Consider the following 16,438-nt stretch of genomic DNA (forward strand, 5'->3'; position numbering starts at 1 on the left):
GGCGGGTGGTTCTGGTGTCAACCAAGAACGTCGCCGCGCTCGAATGGGCCGCCGACCGCATTCGGGTCAACCACGTAGAGCCCGACGCGGTGTTCGACACCGCTATCTGGATACCCGAGCTGCTGGAACAGCTAGCTAACGTCCTGCGCGGCGAGCGCTCCCACCCACCGGCGGCAGGACGCAAGGGGTCAGCCGGGTAGGACTGCCAAGCCGAGTTCGCTGCCGCCACTGAGCAACGGGTGTTTCGGCACGATCCGCACCGTATAACCCAACGGACCGGTGCGATCCAGCTCAACGTCCCCGTCAAACCGGTGGCGGCCGGGTTCGTATCCTTCGCTGACACTCAGCGACGCGACCCGCGGCTCCCGCAGGTGGTCATGTTCGTCGACCCGACCGTGCACCACCTGGACGTCGATGTCCTCCGGGCTCAGTGTTCCGAGCGCGACGAAGACCCGCAGCTTGAGTTGCTCACCCATCTCGAACACGTCGGAGGCGTCGCTCTCGACGTGCTCGATGGCGACCTCGGACCACGCCGAGCGCACCCGCTGCTTCCATTCGGCAAGTCCAACCGCGCCTTCGTAGTCAGCGTTCAGCGCCCGCCCAGACTCGGCGGCTGGCCGGTAGAGCCGTTCGACGTACTCCCGTACCATCCGAGTGGCCTGCACCTTCGGGCCGAGTGACGTGAGGGTGTGCCGCATGAGCTCCACCCACCTGCTGGGTACCCCGCGGTCGTCCACATCGTAGAAACGCGGCGCCACCTCATGCTCGACGAGGTCGTACAGGGCGGCGGCCTCGAGATCGTCCCGGTGGTCGGTATCGTCGACACCTTCAGCCGATGGGATGGCCCAGCCGTTCTCGCCGTCGAACCACTCGTCCCACCAGCCGTCCCGGATGGATAGGTTGAGCGCGCCGTTGAGCGCTCCCTTCATGCCGGACGTGCCGCACGCTTCGTAGGGCCGCAGCGGGTTGTTCAACCACACGTCGCAGCCCGGGTATAGAGGCAGCGCCATCGCCATGTCGTAGTTCGGCAGGAACACGATCCGATGCCGCACTTCGGGGTCGTCGGCGAACCGGACCATCTCCTGGATGAGTCGTTTGCCGCCGTCGTCGGCGGGATGCGCCTTGCCGGCGATGACGATCTGGATCGGCCGCTCCGGATCCAACAGAAGCGCCTTGAGCCGTTGCGGGTCGCGCAGCATCAGCGTCAACCGCTTGTACGACGGAACCCGCCGGGCGAACCCGATGGTGAGGATGTCCGGGTCGAGGGCATCGTCGATCCAGCCGAGTTCAGCCTCGCTAGCTCCCCGCCGCCGCCATGACGCCCGCAGCCGCCGCCTGGCGTCGGCGACCAGGCGTTCGCGCAACTGGCGCTTGGTGGACCAGATCAACTCGTCCGAGATCGCGGCGACCGCGGCTTCCCAGTCGCCCACGTCGGCGTTGCCGTCGGCGAGTTCGCCGCCGAGTGTCATCACCTCTGGCGCTACCCAGGTCGGCGAGTGCACGCCGTTGGTGATCGACGTGATGGGTACCTCGTTCTCGTCGAACGCCGGCCACAAACCGGAGAACATCCCCCGGCTGACCCGGCCGTGCAGCCGGCTCACACCGTTGGCTCGCTGCGCCAACCGCAGGCCCATCACCGCCATGTTGAACACACTCGGGTCGCCGGTGTCATAGTCCTCCGACCCGAGCGACAGGATCCGCTCCACCGGCACGCCGGGGGACGCGTTGTCTCCGCCGAAGTATTGCTGCACCAGGTCTCGCGGGAAGCGGTCGATGCCCGCTGGCACCGGGGTATGCGTGGTGAAGACGGTCCCGGACCGGGCGGCCTCCAGGGCGGCGTCGAACCCGAGCCCGGCGTCCTCGGTCAGCTCCCGGATGCGTTCCAGGCCGAGGAATCCGGCGTGGCCCTCATTGGTATGGAACACCTCGGGCGCCGGAGCGCCGGTGATCCGGGTGTAGGTCCGCAGCGCCCGGACGCCACCGATGCCGAGCAGCATCTCCTGAAGTAGGCGATGCTCGCCGGTGCCTCCGTAGAGCCGGTCGGTGACCTCCCGTTCGGCCGGACCGTTGTCTTCGACGTTGGAGTCGAGCAACAGCAGCGGCACCCGCCCCACCTGGGCGACCCAGACCGCCGCCGCCAGGGTCCGTCCACCGGGCAAGCCGACCTGCACCCGGGTGGGTGTGCCGTCGCCTTCGCGCAGGAGGGTCAGCGGCAGGTTGTCCGGATCCACCACCGGGTAACGCTCCTGCTGCCAACCCTCACGAGACAGCGACTGGACGAAGTACCCGTGGCGGTACAGCAACCCGACGCCAACGATCGGCACGCCGAGGTCGCTGGCGGCCTTCAGATGGTCGCCGGCGAGAATCCCGAGGCCGCCGGAGTACTGCGGCAACACGTGGGTGATGCCGAACTCCGGCGAGAAGTACGCGATGGTGGACGGCGCGTCGCCGTCGGCACTTTGGTACCACCGCGGCTCGGTCAGGTATCGCTGGAGGTCGTCGTGGGCGGCCCGAACCTGGTCAAGAAACCCGGCGTCATCGGCCAGCTCGACGAGCCGCCCGTTGGGCACCTCTCCCAACAGCCGTACTGGGTCGTGCCGGACCTGCTCCCATACCTCGGCATCCACCGAGGCGAACACCTGCTGCGTGGGGGTGTGCCACGACCAGCGCAGATTGGTGACCAGTTCACCCAGCGGAGCCAACGGCTCGGGCAAGACGGTCCGGACGGTCAGGCGTCGTATGGCTCGCACGACGGGAAACGGTATCCCCATCAGGCACCAGATTGCACGCGGGGGCCGACACGCGAGAAACCTACGTCCGGACGGCCGGTGGGATGCGCAAGAATTCTCCCCCGTGAAACCTGCCCCTCCGGCGCTACACCACCCCACGAACTGGGTAGCGTTGAACCTGATGACTGGCCGTATTCCAATCCTCCACGTCGCCCCTGTGATCGAGTGCGGGAGATACCCCGCCAAAGCGGTCACGGGTGAGACGTTCGACGTCTCCGCCACCGTCTTCCGTGAAGGCCACGATGCCGTGGCCGCCACCGCGGTACTACGCGACCCCAAGGGCCGGGTCCGGCAGCGGGTTCACATGACCCGCACCGGGCCGGAGCACCTGGACCGGTGGCATGCCCAGCTGACCCCAGACACCGTGGGCCCGTGGACGTTCACGGTCGAAGGCTGGTCCGACCCGTTCGGCACGTGGCGACATGCCGCGGAGATCAAGATCGAAGCCGGCATCGACGTGGAGCTGATGCTCACCGAGGGTGCCCTGCTCCTCGAACGGGCAGCCACGGCACTCCCCCGTGGCCGCACCGAACAACGCCGCCTGCTGCGCGGTGCCGCCCGTGCGGTACGCGACACCCGACGCCCGGCACGGGTTCGGCTGGCGGCGGCGCTCGATTCGTCGGTCCGCGCGGTTCTGGCCATCGACCCGCTGCGCGACCTCGTCACCGAGGCCGGTCCGTTCCCACTGCTGGTGGAGCGGGAACGGGCCCTCTACGGGGCATGGTACGAGTTCTTCCCGCGCTCGGAAGGTGCGGTCCGCCATGACGACGGAACGTGGACGTCGGGCACGTTCGCTGACGCCGCGAAGCGACTGCCAGCCGTCGCCGCGATGGGATTCGACGTCGTCTACCTCCCTCCCATCCACCCCATCGGCACCACCTTCCGGAAGGGGCCGAACAATACGCTGAACGCCGGGCCGAACGACCCCGGAGTGCCGTGGGCCATCGGGTCCGACGACGGTGGGCACGACGCCATCCACCCTGAGCTCGGGACGTTGGCAGACTTCGCGGATTTCGTCGACGCGGCTCGAGAGAATGGTCTCGAAGTGGCCCTGGATCTGGCGCTGCAAGCGTCACCGGACCATCCTTGGGCACGCGAGCACCCCGAGTGGTTCACCCGCCGCGCCGACGGCAGCATCGCCTACGCCGAGAATCCCCCCAAGAAATACCAGGACATCTACCCGCTGAACTTCGACAACGACCCCGACGGTATCTACGCGGAGGTCCGCCGGGTCGTGCGGCACTGGATGTCCTACGGGGTGCGGATCTTCCGGGTCGACAATCCCCACACCAAGCCGGTCAGCTTCTGGCACCGCCTGCTCGCCGACATCCGCCGCACCGACCCCGATGTCATCTTCCTGTCCGAGGCGTTCACCCGGCACGACATGATGCACACCCTCGCCAAGGTTGGGTTTCAGCAGTCCTACACGTACTTCACCTGGAAGAACGCGAAGGACGAGCTGGCGGAGTACCTGACGGAGCTACGAGAGTCCGCGCATTACATGCGGCCGAACCTCTTCGTGAACACCCCTGACATCCTGCATGCCTACCTCCAGTACGGCGGACCAGCCGCGTTTAAGATCCGGGCCACCCTTGCGGCGATGCTTGCACCGACGTGGGGTGTCTACTCGGGCTTCGAGCTTTACGAGCACGTCGCCGTCCGCCCCGGCAGTGAGGAATACCTCGACTCGGAGAAGTACCAGTACCGGCCCCGCGACTGGGCCGCTTACGAGCCCGGTGGGCCGCTGGAAGGACAGACGCTCGCGCCGTATCTGACTCGCCTGAATCAGATCCGCCGAGCCCACCCTGCCTTGCACCGGATGCGCAATCTGCGCTTCCACGACATCGACAATCCCGACATGATCTGCTTCTCGAAGCGACTACCAGCGGGTGACGAGGCAGACACCGTGATCGTCGTCGTCAACCTCGACCCGCATTCGCCGCGGGAGGCCACCGTCTCCCTCAACCTGCCCGAGTTGGGCCTGGACTGGCACGAGACCTTCGCCGCACACGACGAGCTGACCGGCGCCACCTGGCACTGGGGTCGGCACAACTACGTGCGCCTCGATCCCGCCGTCGAGTCCGCCCACATCCTGACCGTCCGGCGGTGGCAACCATGACCGACCTCACCCAGAACCAGCCTGCCCTGCCGGCCCGCGGCACCGACCCCGAGTGGTTCAAACGCGCCGTCTTCTACGAGGTTCTGGTGCGCTCGTTCAAAGACTCCAACGGCGACGGCGTGGGCGACCTCCGCGGGCTGCGGGAGAAGCTGGACTACCTGGAATGGCTGGGTGTCGACTGCCTGTGGCTGCCGCCCTTCTTCCCGTCGCCGCTCCGTGATGGCGGCTACGACGTCGCTGACTACAAGAACGTCCTCCCCGAGTTCGGCACCCTCGAGGAGTTCGCCGATTTCGTCCAGACCGCGCATGAACGGGGCATGCGGGTCATCATCGACTTCGTCATGAACCACACCAGCGATCAACATCCGTGGTTCCAGGCCTCCCGGCAGGATCCCGACGGACCCTATGGCGACTTCTACGTCTGGGCCGACGACGACACCGGCTACTCGGACGCTCGGATCATCTTCGTCGACACCGAACCGTCCAACTGGACGTTCGACCCCGTGCGCAAGCAGTACTACTGGCACCGCTTCTTCAATCACCAGCCGGACCTGAACTTCGAGAACCCGGCGGTGCGGGAGGCTATTCTCGACGCGTTGCGGTTCTGGCTGACCCTGGGTGTCGACGGCTTCCGGCTCGACGCCGTGCCCTACCTTTACGAGGCCGAGGGGACCAACTGCGAGAACCTGCCCGACACCCACGCGTTCCTCAAACAGATCCGCAAGGTGGTCGACGACGAGTTCCCCGACACCGTGCTGCTCAGCGAGGCCAACCAGTGGCCCACCGACGTCGTCGAGTACTTCGGTGATCCCAGCGTCGGCGGCGACGAATGCCACATGAACTTCCACTTCCCGGTCATGCCGCGCATCTTCATGGCGGTGCGCCGCGAGTCGCGTTACCCGATCAGCGAGATCATGGCCCAGACACCCGATATCCCGTCGGGTGGCCAGTGGGGCATTTTCCTACGCAACCACGACGAGCTGACGCTGGAGATGGTCAGCGACGAAGACCGCGACTACATGTGGAGCGAATACGCGAAAGACCCGCGGATGAAGGCCAACATCGGCATCCGCCGGCGGCTGGCGCCCCTGCTCGACAACGACACCAACCAGATCGAACTCTTCACCGCGATGCTGCTGTCCCTGCCGGGTTCCCCCGTTCTGTACTACGGTGACGAGATCGGTATGGGCGACAACATCTGGCTAGGCGATCGGGACGGGGTGCGCACCCCCATGCAATGGACCCCCGACCGCAACGCGGGATTCTCCACCTCCGATCCGGGCCGGCTCACATTGCCGGTGATTATGGACGCGGTCTATGGGTACCAGGTGACCAACGTGGAAGCCCAGATGACCAACTCGTCGTCGTTGCTGCACTGGACCCGGCGGATGATCGAGGTGCGCAAACAGAACCCTGCGTTCGGGTTGGGCGACTTCACCGACCTCGGTGGTTCCAACCCCACCGTGTTGTCGTATGTGCGGGTCTTCGGCGACGACATCGTGTTGTGCGTGAACAACCTGTCGCGATTCCCGCAGCCGGTGGAACTCGACCTACGCCGTTTCGAGGGTACGCAGCCGGTTGAGCTGCTCGGCGGCGTACGCTTCCCCACCGTCGGTGAGTTGCCATACCTGCTGACCCTTGGACCTCATGGCTTCTATTGGTTCCGGCTCATGGAAGTGCCGGAGGAGGGGATGCCGTGACGATGGAGGAGATAGACGTCGACGAGACCCTGGCTGAGGCCGTTCTCCTGCTGCGAGACTGGTTGACGCATCAGCGCTGGTTCGGGGGCCGGTCGGCCGTCGACGACGTACACATCGTGTCCGCCACGTTGCTGCGCGACGACGAGCCACGGGTTTGGCACCTGTTGGTCGAGGTGCGCCGCGATGGGCACCACGACACCTATCAGGTGCCCCTAGCCATCCATCGTGACCTACAAGATCGCCTCGACCATGTCCACGTGGGCCAGGTCGAGGCCGGCCACGTGTATGACGCGTTACATGACAAGATCGCCACCGAGGCCCTGTTGGAGTACTTCCTCGACGGCGGACGGCGGGTCGGCGATCTCACCTTCCACACCGAGCCGGGTGCCGAGATCCCGGTGGGAGAGTCCGCGCTGGCACTGCCCGTCGAGCAAAGCAACACCTCGCTCGCCTATGGCGACGTCGCCCTGCTCAAGGTGTTCCGGCGGGTCCAGCCCGGCCTGAATCCCGACGTCGAGGTCCATGCGGCGCTGACCCGAGAAGGTTGTGGGTATGTGGCTCCGCTGCTGGGCTGGGTGGATGGTCGGTGGACCACTGCCGGCGGGGACCATCACGCCAGCCTCGCCATGTTGCAGACCTACCTCACCACCGCCTCCGACGGATGGGCGCTGGCCGCCGCCAGTGTCCGCGACCTCTACGCCGAAGGCGATCTGCATGCCGACGAGGTCGGCGGTGACTTCGCCGCTGAGGCTCACCGGCTCGGCGAAGCAACCGGGCACGTTCACAAGACCATGGCCGAGGTCCTACCGACCGGGCAGTTCAGCGCTTCCGACCTCGCGGCCCGAACCGACCTCATCCTGCGCCGTCTCGACCAAGCGGTGGGTGTGGTACCCGAGTTGGAGCCGTATATGCCCCGGCTACGCACGCAGGTAAACGCACTGCGGAGGGTCGACCACCCAGTCCCCACCCAGCGTGTCCACGGCGACTACCACCTCGGTCAGGTGTTGCGCACCGTGATGGGCTGGAAGTTGGTCGACTTCGAGGGTGAGCCGGCCCGGCCACTAACCGAACGCACCACCCTCGACTCTCCCATCCGGGACGTCGCCGGGATGCTCCGATCGTTCGACTACGCGGCGAGGTACCTGCTGATCACCGACTATGACCACAACCACCCCGCCTACGACCAGATCAGCTACCGGGCCACCGAGTGGGCCGAACGCAACCGCGACGCGTTCTGCGACGGCTACACCCAGGCCGGAGCGGGTGATCCGCGGCTGCACGCCGCCCTCCTGACCGCCTACGAGATCGACAAAGCGGTGTACGAGGTCGCCTACGAGGCGCGGTACCGGCCGTCCTGGTTGCCGATCCCGATGACCGCCGTCGAACGCCTCGCCAGCCAGGAGGCGTGATGGTCGGCGACATCGATCTCCACCTCATCGGCGAAGGCCGCCACGAACATCTGTGGGACGTCCTCGGCGCCCACGTCACGACGGAGAACGGCGTGGCCGGCACGTCGTTCGCGGTGTGGGCGCCGAACGCTCGGGAGGTCCGGGTAGCCGGCGACTTCAACCATTGGGACGGGATCTCCACGCCCTTGCGGCTGACTGGTGGCGGGATCTGGACCGGGTTCGTTCCCGGCATCGGCGACGGCGCGCTGTACAAGTATCAGCTCCTCGGTGCCGACGGCGTGTGGCGGGAGAAAGCCGATCCGATGGCCCGACGCACCGAGGTTCCACCGGCCCAGGCATCGGTGGTGCACGAGTCACGGCACGTCTGGAACGACGCGGCCTGGATGGCCCGACGCGCTTCCACCACCGCCCATGATCACCCCATGACGGTGTACGAAGTACACCTCGGGTCGTGGCGGCGCGGCCGCACCTACCGTGAACTGGCCGACGAACTCAGCGAGTACGTCCGCGACCTCGGGTTCACCCACGTAGAGCTGCTGCCGGTGGCCGAACACCCTTACGGTGGCTCGTGGGGGTATCAGGTGACGTCGTACTACGCCCCCACGGCCCGGTTCGGCACCCCGGACGACTTCAAGTACCTCGTGGACCAGCTGCACCAGGCGGGTATCGGGGTGATCGTCGACTGGGTTCCGGCCCACTTCCCGAAGGACACGTGGGCGCTGGCCCGGTTCGACGGCACTCCGTTGTACGAGCACCCGGACCCGCGCCGGGGTGAACACCCTGACTGGGGCACCTATGTCTTCGACTACGGGCGCCCCGAGGTCCGCAACTTCCTGGTGGCCAACGCGTTGTTCTGGTTGTCCGAATATCACGTGGACGGGCTGCGGGTCGATGCGGTGGCGTCGATGTTGTACCTCGACTACTCACGCGGAGAAGGGGCCTGGCTGCCCAATGTGCACGGCGGCCGGGAGAACCTCGACGCGATCACCTTCCTCCAGGAAACCAACGCCACCTCCTACAAGTCGGTACCGGGAATCGTCACGATCGCCGAGGAGTCGACCGCGTGGCCCGGCGTCAGCCAACCCACCCACGTCGGCGGCCTCGGCTTCGGCATGAAGTGGAACATGGGCTGGATGCACGATTCCCTGAGTTACCTGTCCCACGAACCGATCCACCGCCAATACCACCATCATCAGATGACGTTCTCGATGATGTACGCCTACAGCGAGAACTTCGTCCTGCCGCTCTCCCACGACGAGGTCGTCCACGGGAAGGGATCGCTGCTGCGCAAGATCCCCGGCGACCGCTGGCAGCAACTCGCCACACTCCGCGCCTTCTACGCCTACATGTGGGCCCACCCGGGCAAACAACTGCTGTTCATGGGTGGCGAGTTCGGCCAGGAATCGGAGTGGGCGGAGTCCGGGGAACTCGACTGGTGGTTGCTCGACTCTCCCGACCACGCTGGGCTACGCCGGCTCGTGGGCGACCTCAACCGGGTGTACCGGGAGCACCCGGCGCTGTGGTCACTCGATGCCGATCCGGCCGGATTCCAGTGGATCGATGCCAACGACGCCACCGGCAACGTCTTCAGCTTCCTGCGGTTTGGCTCCGATGGTTCGATGCTGGCCTGCGTCACCAACTTCTCGCCAATGCCGCACGAGCAGTACCGCCTCGGCCTGCCGCTGGCCGGTGCCTGGCGCGAGGTGGTGAACACCGACGCCGACGTGTACACCGGCTCCGGCGTCGGCAACTGGGGCCAGGTAGAGGCCGACGACGAACCCTGGCACGGCCGGCCGGCATCGACCACCCTCCGGGTGCCGCCGCTGGGCACCCTCTGGCTCACGCCCGCCTGATCCCACCCTGGAGTCACCCCCTTCCACCCCAACACCACCCATCTGCCCCGGTCGTTGTCAGGTCGGAGTGGAGTTGGTGCACAGTGTGGAGTTGGTGCAGGCGAGGAGCGGAGAAAGGGTCGCCATAGCCGCACCTCCCTCACTCCCCACGGCGCACCAACTCCACTCGGTGCACCAACTCCACTCCGACCTGACAACCGACGGGGACATATCCACAGGGTCACCATCCAGGTGACCGGTTATCCACATTTCCCAAACTGCCTCTGGTGGGCCGGTCGCGGCGACGGCAAGGTCGAAACCATGACCGTTGCCGACCAGATCGCCGCCATCGCCCGCACCCAGGATGCGCTGGTCACTCGTGGTCAGGCGCTCGCGGCAGGGATGAGCAAAGCCGCTCTCCGGCACACCCTCGAGCGCGGCCGGTGGCAACGTGTCGCCCGTGGCGTCTACGCCACCTTTTCCGGTCCACTCCAGGCCCGCCACCGGCTACGCGCGGCGCTGCTGTACGCAGGCCCGGACGCCGTGGTCTCGGGAGCTGACGCATGCCGTGCGTACGGGCTGCGTTATGTGCCCGCCGCGGCTATCGCCACCGTCCTCGTGCCGAACTCGGTGCAGAGGGCGGCAACATCGTTCGCTCACGTCCGCCGGGTCCGTCGCCTGCCGGGGCGGCGCAACGTCCTCGGCGGCCTCCCAGTGGCGCCACCCGAACGCGCGGTTGTCGATACGTGCATCCGTCTAACGTCACTGCAAGACATCCGGGCCTTGATCTGTGAGGCGGTTCAGAAGGGTCTCACCAGCCCAGACGCCCTGCGCAGCGCGCTGGGCGGGGCCCGCTGGCGAGGTGCCCGCGAGATTCGGATCGCACTCGACGACGTCACCGCCGGCTGCCGGTCAGCACCAGAATGTGAACTAAGAGATCTCGTCCGCCAGTCCTCCGTCCTCGACGAGCCGCGCTGGAACGTACCCCTGCCCGGGGTCACCGACGGGACGCTAATTCCGGATGCCTGCTGGCCGGACGCCCGCGTCGTGGTCGAGATCGATTCAGCCGAGTGGCACCGCTACGGCGACCGCGTGGAGCACACCGAGCAACGCCGCGCACGATACGCCGCGCTGGGGTGGACCGTCGTCCCCATCTCACCGCGCCGGCTACGCTCTGAACCCGCGGCCGTCCTCGCGCAGATCGAGGCGGCAGTTCAGGTCGGCATTACTCGACGGGCACGTTATGCCTGACCGCGCTCAGCAGGGCGCTACCGCACTGGGCGACCCTTCGATCGGATGTCACCTTGTAGACCGTTGACCTCCCACCTCTCGTTGCCCCGAGCTGGCAACGTCATGCGGCGACCCTTCTTAAGCAGCGGAGAGGACAGACACATGAATCGACGGTTCACGGCGACGATCGTCAGTATCGTCGCGGCAGCGCTGGCGCCCGTCATGGTCGGCACAGCGGCAGCTCAACCTACCGGGCCGGCATCCCCGACCGCCATCGCGTCGAAGACCACCTGGCTGAATCTGAACAAACCCGTCGACAACCGGTTCGACCTCCAGGCGCACCGAGGCGGCATCGGGCTCATGGTGGAGAGCACCCTGCCGGCCTTCGAGAACGCGATCGAACTCGGTGTCAGCACACTAGAACTCGATATCCAGATCACCAGGGATGGCTACGCCGTTGTCACCCATGACCGCCGCGTCTCGGGCACCCGGTGTATGGATGCTGAGCCACTGTTCGATGGCGACCCGCAGTTCCCGTACGTGGGTAAATACATCAAAGACCTGACTCTGGCCCAGGTTCGCACCATGGATTGCGGCGCGCAGACCCTGCCGAACTTCCCGGACCAGCAGGCCGCACCTGGCGCGAAGATGCCTCTGCTCAGCGAGGTCTTCGACCTCATCCACCGGTATCGTGCGTACGGCGTCACACTCAACGTCGAAACCAAGGTCGAGGCCGGAGCGCCACATGAGACGGCGCCTCGGGAGGAATTCGTTCAGGTTGTCGTCAACGACATCCGCGCGGCCCGGATGCTCGGCCAGGTGACGATTCAGAGCTTCGACTGGGGAACGCTAATGCGCATGCGCGAGGTGGAGCCCCGGCTGCCGATCGTGGCGTTGACCAACTACACGTTCCTGCAGATCGGCCAGCCAGGCGCGTCACCCTGGCTCGGTGGCATCGACATCGACGACTTCGGCGGCAATCCGCTGCCGGCCGTAGCGTCTTTCGGAGCGGACGCGTTCTCACCCGTACACGGCTGGGGCGGCGGCATCGACGATCCTGGTTACCAGCCCTACGTCACCGCGGACATGGTGGCAGAGGCACACGACCTGGGGCTCGCCGTCATCCCCTGGACCATCAACGATCACCCCACCATGCGCAAGCTGATCGAAGACGGCGTCGATGGCATCATCACCGATTATCCGGACCGGTTGCGCGAGGTGATGAGTGAATACGGCTACAAGCTGCCGCACGGCTACCGGGCGCCGCGGGGCTGGGACGCAACGTCGTACGTCCCAGCCCCGTAGCGAGCGGCCGGTCAGCTACCCGTACGGTCCACCGTGATAACCGGGGAGTCCCAGGTCTCGACGTGGTCCGGGTTGTCCGGATCACCCATCGGCTTGAGCACACTCAGCCGTAGGACGTACCGGCCGTCGGGCACGTCGACCGAGACGCCGCGGCGGCCTACCGTGCGGGTGCCGTCCCACGCGTAGGCGTTGAAGGCGACAGCACTACCACTACGGCCGAGATAGTCCAACGACAGGACGGTGTTGTGCCGCCCCACGACCGGCGGCCCGGCGCTGCCATCGGCGCGGGCCCGGAACAGTTCCAGCCGCAGGTTCTCGGCCGGGTACTTGCGGTTCACCATGATCACCGGCATGTTCTCCGGGCCGTCCATGGTGAACGTCGCGCCGTCCGGGTGTTGGTGGTAGGTGGCGTTCATCGTGCAATCGATCCCGACGAACCGATCACACGTATCGACCTGGCCGAGCATAGGCAGGCCGGTCGCCGGATCGAGGACCTCGATGTCCTGATAGTCGCCCACCAGGCCGGCGAATGGCACCCGGAGGGTGTCGCCGTCCTCTGGCGTGAGCAGCAGATACCCGCCGTACTGGCCATGCTCCGGGCTGTCCGGGGCGGTGATGGTGACGGGCAGGTCCACCGTGGCACCCGCGGGAACCGTGACGGTGTCGGTGCCGAAGTCGACACCCGCGCCGCCGAGGAAGAACTGCGGCGTGTGGGGTGGCCCGGCCGTGGTCACCGCGTCGATGGCGGACAGCTCGTAGATCACCGGAGTGTCGCCGTCGTTGCTGACGGTGAGGGTGGTGGTGACCGGGCCGTCGGAGCTGTCCCCGAGCGACAACTTCCCGGGGTTCACCGAGGTTTCGGCCAGGATGGCGGTGTCGATGGCTAGCATGCCGGCACCTTGCCGGTGCACGGGTTCGATGTAACCCTCACCCGGCATCAGCGACCAGTCGGCGGGAACCGCGTGGTTCTGCAGCAAGCTCCGTACGTCACCGGGATCGGTGTCCGGCCGGGCCTCCAGCAACAGCGCCACGGCTCCGGCCACGTGTGGGGCAGACATCGACGTGCCCGATGCCACCGCGTAGCCGTCCTTCTCCAGCGGGTACGTCGACCGGATCAGCCCACCGGGGGCACCGATGTCAGGCTTCATCTTCAGGTCGGCGGTCATACCGTACGAGCTGAACGAGGAGATCAGCCCGCCGGTGACATTCTCGACGACGGTCCGCTCATCGGTCCAGGTGAGGGTGGTCTCGCCGGCCGCGACGCGGCTGTCCAACTCGTGTCCGTCGGACTGGGAGATAGCCACCACCGGGATGGTCACCTCAGGGTGCTCCGGCGACGGCGCCTGAACGGTCGGGGCGAAGCTACCGGGCACGTTGTTGTACATCACGACAGCGCTGGCACCCGCGTTCTGCGCGTTGATCGCCTTCTCGTAGAACGGGCATTCTCCCCGACGGACCAGCGCACCGGTTCCGGACAGGTCCGGAAGTGGACCGGCGGCGTCACACGCGTCCTGTGGGGAGTCCGGGGTCCCGGTGCGGCTCAGGAGCAACTCGCCCTCATCCGGTGCGGGCGGGGCCGCGGTCGCGTCGCGGAAACCCATGAGTTGGTCGTCGGGCGCCGCGCGGAAGGCGCGGGCGGAGAACCGCGCGTTGTCGTAGGAGGCGACGCCGATTACGTCGTCCCCTACACCAGGGGAGCCAGCCGACCACGTGCCGCCCGCGCCACTGTTGCCGATCGACGCGACCACCACGACACCTTCGGCGGCTAGGGCGTCGCTGGCCACCGACGTCGGATACTGCGGCCAGGTAGCGAACGCCGCGCCGAGGCTCATGTTCACCACGTGCATACCGTCGGCGTGCGACATCTCGAGTGCGGCCAGGATGATGTCCGCGGTGGTCGAACCGCCACAGCCGAAGACGCGGTAGGCCCCGAGTTCAGCACCGGGAGCCACCCCCCGCACGCCGTCGGCGGCCAGGTCGCCGTCGGCGCCGATGATGCCGGCCACGTGGGTGCCGTGGCCTTGGCAGTCGTCGGGGTCGTCGTTGGGTTGGGGCTGCGGCGAGTACGCCGGAGACGATGGATCGGCGTTGAACGTGTCGCCCACGAAGTCGTAGCCGTACGGCACCCGTGCGGTGGGGAAGTCGGTGCCCCCGTCGACGCCGGAGCCACCGAAGTCTGGGTGATCGTAGTCGATACCGGAGTCGATGACGGCGACCCGCAACCCGGTGCCGTCCAGGCCGAGCTCACTCTGTGCGACGTCGGCGCCGGTCATGCCGAGCGCGGACTCCATGGCCGGCTCGACGGACTCAGCCGGCTCAGGCGCCGCTACCGTCAAGACGGGGTAGACGGCCGCGACTTCGCTGGACTCACTGATGCGAGCGATGTCGGCCTCCGACGCATCAACCGACACGCCGTTCCACAGCCGCTGGTACGAGTAGCGGACGTCGAGATCGGCTTGCAGGTCGGCGGCCTCGGCCAGCAGCCGGCGTTGCTGCCGGTCGACCGTGGCCGGTTGCCCGCCGCGGGCCGTGGGCCGCTCGGTCAGCTCGATGAACCATGCCCCGGACAACTCGTGCACGAGGTCGTCCGTGGCTGATGAGGTGTCGCTGAGGTCGGCGATGGATCCCAGGTATCGGTCGGAGGTCTCGGCCGCGGCGATCTCGCCGCCCAAAGGCACTCCCATGGTGGTCACCAGCATGCCTGCGGCGGCAACCCCACCGATGACGGCGTACCGGGTTCCGGTCCGCCGGCTCGGCTTGTGTCGTGGACGCGTCATTCCCGCTCCTTGTCGTTGATCGACGACGAGCGCCTTCCGCGGCGATGGTCCACCACGATAGGCACGTAGGCCGAAAAATATGGCGCATCGGGTCACAACGGAAGAGCCAGAGCACTGACTTATGGTCACGAAACGACAACAAGTTGAGAATGATCTCCTGTCACAGGGCTAGTGCCTCACAGCCCGACTGCACGTAGCGAAGTTGGTGCGTGATCGAAGTGCCGTCAGTGTCGCCAGAGCAACACCTCCGCCGCTCCTTCGCTGCACCAACTCCACTCCGCTCACCACGGTTAAGCCGCGACGGCCCCCTAGGCCGGTCAGCTGTCCTGCCGGCTAGTGCGTTCGTCGAGGTCGATCACCTGCCGGGCCTGGGCCACCATGGCCACATCCAGGAAGCTGCCGTCCGGGAGGGTCGACGTGCCGTCCCCGCGAGCCTGCGCCTGCGCCACGCTGTCCAGCACATCGCGGGCGCGTTGCACCTCGTCCGGGTCGGGCGCGAACGCCGCGACGATCACCGGTAGCTGCCGGGGATGTATCGCCGCACGCCCGACGAACCCCGACTGCCGCGCGCGGCGAGTCGATTCGGCGAGGCCGTCGAGATCGTGCACGTTCAGATACACCGGGGCCAACGGTGAAGGTAAGCCAGCCGCCCGGGCCGCCACGAGGATCCGCTGCCGACACCACGCCAGCGCGTCGTCCGTGCTCACGCCTAGATCGGAGGCGAGGTCCGCTTCCCCCAAACCGACCGAGGCAACCCCATCGGTACGGGCGATCTCGCCCGCGGCTTCCACCCCCGCGGCCGTCTCGATCAGCACGTGTACGGCTCGCCCGCCCACCTCGGCACGGGCAGCCTCGACGTCGGCGGGTGCGTTCACCATTGGCAGCCGCAGCTCGACGTGGGTGGGCAGGGCGGCCATCAATACGAGGTCGGCGGCACCCCAGGGTGTGCCCACCGCGTTGACTCGTACCTGCGTGGGCCGCCCTGGGAACTCGGCGATCAGCTCCGGCAGGCCGTGTCGGGCGGATTCCTTCGCCGCGGGTGCTACCGCGTCCTCCAGATCGATGATGACGACGTCGGCGTCACCGGCTAGTGCCTTTCGCACCCGGTCCGGACGGTCCGCTGGTACGTACAGCTGCGTCAACACGATGCTCATGGTCCAAGTGTCCTGCACCGGTGACGTTCCATGGACGGCACCCCGACCTCTCGCGCTTGAGTCATGTATCTAGTGATTGACTTGGTTAGAGCGCATTATCTTGTTTTACGGCTCATTTACTGT

10 protein-coding genes are annotated in these 16,438 nt (G+C 66.8%); 7 read left to right on the top strand and 3 right to left on the bottom strand.

Translation table 11 applies throughout. From position 1 onward, the window contains the following. Window positions 1-14: 14 nt before the first annotated feature. The gene (locus G8760_RS22985; RefSeq protein ID WP_166355177.1) at window positions 15-200 is read left to right on the top strand and encodes a hypothetical protein; all 186 of its coding nucleotides are present in this window, start codon (window positions 15-17) and stop codon (window positions 198-200) included. On the opposite strand, the gene glgP is transcribed toward G8760_RS22985, so the two are convergent. Then, window positions 189-2,750: an alpha-glucan family phosphorylase gene (gene glgP, locus G8760_RS22990; protein ID WP_166355178.1), complete on the bottom strand. Its 2,562-nt coding sequence runs from the start codon at window positions 2,748-2,750 to the stop codon at window positions 189-191. The two genes, G8760_RS22985 and glgP, sit on opposite strands and share 12 nt — an antisense overlap. Window positions 2,751-2,910: 160 nt before the next feature. Here glgP and G8760_RS22995 point away from each other — a divergent pair, with 160 nt between their 5' ends. From G8760_RS22995 to G8760_RS23020, 6 genes are all read left to right on the top strand, one after another. Then, the gene (locus G8760_RS22995) at window positions 2,911-4,908 is read left to right on the top strand and encodes an alpha-1,4-glucan--maltose-1-phosphate maltosyltransferase (protein WP_166355179.1); all 1,998 of its coding nucleotides are present in this window, start codon (window positions 2,911-2,913) and stop codon (window positions 4,906-4,908) included. Next, on the top strand, window positions 4,905-6,608 hold the full coding sequence (gene treS, locus G8760_RS23000) for a maltose alpha-D-glucosyltransferase (protein WP_166355180.1): 1,704 nt from the start codon (window positions 4,905-4,907) through the stop codon (window positions 6,606-6,608). The genes G8760_RS22995 and treS overlap by 4 nt, the downstream gene beginning before the upstream one ends. 2 nt (window positions 6,609-6,610) lie before the next feature. Then, window positions 6,611-8,017, top strand: a complete 1,407-nt coding sequence (locus G8760_RS23005) for a maltokinase N-terminal cap-like domain-containing protein (protein WP_166355246.1) — start codon at window positions 6,611-6,613, stop codon at window positions 8,015-8,017. Continuing rightward, window positions 8,017-9,870 (top strand): 1,4-alpha-glucan branching protein GlgB, encoded by a 1,854-nt coding sequence (glgB, locus tag G8760_RS23010; RefSeq protein WP_166355181.1) that lies wholly within the window; start codon window positions 8,017-8,019, stop codon window positions 9,868-9,870. The genes G8760_RS23005 and glgB overlap by 1 nt, the downstream gene beginning before the upstream one ends. Before the next feature lie 300 nt (window positions 9,871-10,170). Continuing rightward, window positions 10,171-11,100 (top strand): type IV toxin-antitoxin system AbiEi family antitoxin domain-containing protein, encoded by a 930-nt coding sequence (locus G8760_RS23015; RefSeq protein ID WP_166355182.1) that lies wholly within the window; start codon window positions 10,171-10,173, stop codon window positions 11,098-11,100. 141 nt (window positions 11,101-11,241) lie between these two features. Next, window positions 11,242-12,384, top strand: a complete 1,143-nt coding sequence (locus tag G8760_RS23020) for a glycerophosphodiester phosphodiesterase family protein (RefSeq protein WP_166355183.1) — start codon at window positions 11,242-11,244, stop codon at window positions 12,382-12,384. 11 nt (window positions 12,385-12,395) lie between these two features. Here G8760_RS23020 and G8760_RS23025 read toward each other — a convergent pair whose 3' ends face one another. Beyond that, complete coding sequence (locus G8760_RS23025; RefSeq protein WP_166355184.1) at window positions 12,396-15,161, bottom strand: S8 family serine peptidase; 2,766 nt, start codon at window positions 15,159-15,161, stop codon at window positions 12,396-12,398. 317 nt (window positions 15,162-15,478) lie between these two features. Continuing rightward, entirely contained in the window at window positions 15,479-16,315 is an 837-nt protein-coding gene (locus G8760_RS23030; RefSeq protein WP_166355185.1) for an HpcH/HpaI aldolase/citrate lyase family protein, read from the bottom strand. Window positions 16,316-16,438 lie beyond the last annotated feature (123 nt).

Origin of the sequence: Phytoactinopolyspora limicola, from assembly GCF_011320225.1 — a bacterium.
In the GTDB taxonomy this organism is placed as follows: domain Bacteria; phylum Actinomycetota; class Actinomycetes; order Jiangellales; family Jiangellaceae; genus Phytoactinopolyspora; species Phytoactinopolyspora limicola.

Bases quoted from the DNA above. Each gene is read 5' to 3' on its own strand.
- G8760_RS23005 (WP_166355246.1), top strand. From the start codon at position 6,611: ATGGAGGAGATAGACGTCGACGAGACCCTGGCTGAGGCCGTTCTCCTG.
- glgB (WP_166355181.1), top strand. From the start codon at position 8,017: ATGGTCGGCGACATCGATCTCCACCTCATCGGCGAAGGCCGCCACGAA.
- treS (WP_166355180.1), top strand. From the start codon at position 4,905: ATGACCGACCTCACCCAGAACCAGCCTGCCCTGCCGGCCCGCGGCACC.
- G8760_RS23030 (WP_166355185.1), bottom strand. From the start codon at position 16,315: ATGAGCATCGTGTTGACGCAGCTGTACGTACCAGCGGACCGTCCGGAC.
- G8760_RS22995 (WP_166355179.1), top strand. From the start codon at position 2,911: ATGACTGGCCGTATTCCAATCCTCCACGTCGCCCCTGTGATCGAGTGC.
- G8760_RS23015 (WP_166355182.1), top strand. From the start codon at position 10,171: ATGACCGTTGCCGACCAGATCGCCGCCATCGCCCGCACCCAGGATGCG.
- G8760_RS23025 (WP_166355184.1), bottom strand. From the start codon at position 15,161: ATGACGCGTCCACGACACAAGCCGAGCCGGCGGACCGGAACCCGGTAC.
- G8760_RS23020 (WP_166355183.1), top strand. From the start codon at position 11,242: ATGAATCGACGGTTCACGGCGACGATCGTCAGTATCGTCGCGGCAGCG.